Raw genomic sequence first — 1,718 nt, 5'->3', positions numbered from 1 at the left:
AGGCCGGCGTGGGTGACGACCGCGCCCTTCGGCCGACCCGTCGACCCCGACGTGAAGATCACATAACACGCATTCTCCGGCCCCACCACCACCGGCACATCCGCACCAGACTCACCCGCCCACAACCCCGGCCGATCAACCAACACCACCTCAGCCGCCAACCCCGGCAACCCCGCCACCAACCCAGACGACGTCACCACCACCGACGCCCCCGCATCGGCAACCATCACACCCAAACGCTCAACCGGATAACCCGGATCCAACGGCACATACACACCACCGGCCTTGTGCACCGCCAACATCGCCACAACCTGCTCCACCGAACGATGCAGACACACACCCACCAACACCTCGGCACCCACACCCACGGACCGCAAATACCGAGCCAACCTGTTCGCCGCCGCATTCAACTCCGAATACGACAACGACACCCCACCATCACCAATCGCAACCGCATCGCCGCGCACACCCACCCGCGCCGCAAAGGCCGAATACGCCACACCCTCCACCGGCACCACCGGCCCCACACCCACCCGCGACAACCACCCCGCCTCACCAGCCGGCACACACACCACCCGCGAATCCCCACCCGGATCCGCCACCATCGACTCCAACACCACCCGGAACATCCCCGCCAACCGCACCAAACCCGCCGCACCAAACACCCGCCCATCGGCGACGAGGTCGAGGAATCCGCTGGCCGCGGTGACCTGGAGGGCGAACTCGGTGCCACCTTCACCGGCGACGGCTTCGAAGCCGACCTGCTCCTCGCTGTCGGTGTTGGCACGCCGGAATTCGGTGTAGTCAAAGACGACGTCGATCGGGTGCGTGTCGACACCCGTCAGCCTGCGCACCGCCGGCAACGGGAAACGCCGATGCGGCCACAACTCCACCTCACCGTCGAACACCGACCGCACCAGATCACCCCACGAACCCCCACCCCGCTCATGACCAAACGGCAACACATTGATGTACATCCCATGCACACGCTCCGCACCCCGCACCTCCGGCCGCGCATCACACACCAACCCCGTGTAAAAACGCCGCTCCCCCGTCAACTGACTCATCACCTTCAAATGAGCCGCGTGCAGAACAGCCTTGGGTGACACCTCGAGCGTCGAGGCCAGGGCGCGGATCCGTGGGTCGAGGTCCTGGTAGCTGATCCGGTGCCGCAGCATCGTCCCGGGAGTCGCGGACGCCTCGCCCCAGCCCGACGGCGGAACGAACCTGGCGTACTCGGAAGTGATCTCCCGCCAGTACGCCTCGTCGGCCGCCGAGGCCAGCGCGGCGCGCTCGCCGGCGACGAAGTCGGCGTACCGGACCGCGGTCGGTTCCGGCGCCTCCGGCGTCATGCCCACGCACCGCCGCTCGTAGCAGCTGAGCAGCTCGGCCAGCAGGGCGTTGAGGTCCCAGCCACCTGTCACCAGGTGGCTGATCGCCACGGTGAGCCACCATCCGCCGTCGGTGCCGACGTGAGCGCTGACCCGCAGCAGCGGGGCGGGGTGCTCGGCGTCGAACGGTCGGGCCCGCTCGGCCTCGACGTAGCCGCGCAGGTGCGCCTCGGCCCGCTCCTCATCCAGGCGCAGGATCCGTACGTCGACGGGGGCCTGGGCGTGCACGAGTTGAAGCGGCACCGAGTAGGTGTGCGGGTCGAACGACGTACGCAGGGTTTCGTGCCGGTCGACGATGTCGTGCACCGCCGACGTGAGCGCTTCGGC

The 1,718-nt window shown here is 67.9% G+C and carries 1 protein-coding gene; it reads right to left on the bottom strand.

Going from position 1 to position 1,718, the window contains the following annotated elements:
- Window positions 1-1,697, bottom strand: a 1,697-nt coding sequence (locus ABZ749_RS34795; RefSeq protein ID WP_357235580.1) for an AMP-binding protein, incomplete at its 3' end; no start/stop codon positions are given.
- Between the last annotated feature and the right edge of the window lie 21 nt (window positions 1,698-1,718).

This window comes from Micromonospora sp. NPDC047753, from assembly GCF_040642735.1.
Taxonomy (GTDB): Bacteria; Actinomycetota; Actinomycetes; order Mycobacteriales; family Micromonosporaceae; genus Micromonospora.
Note: the sequence above shows the minus strand (reverse complement) of the source record. Positions and strands in the feature narration are given on the sequence as shown.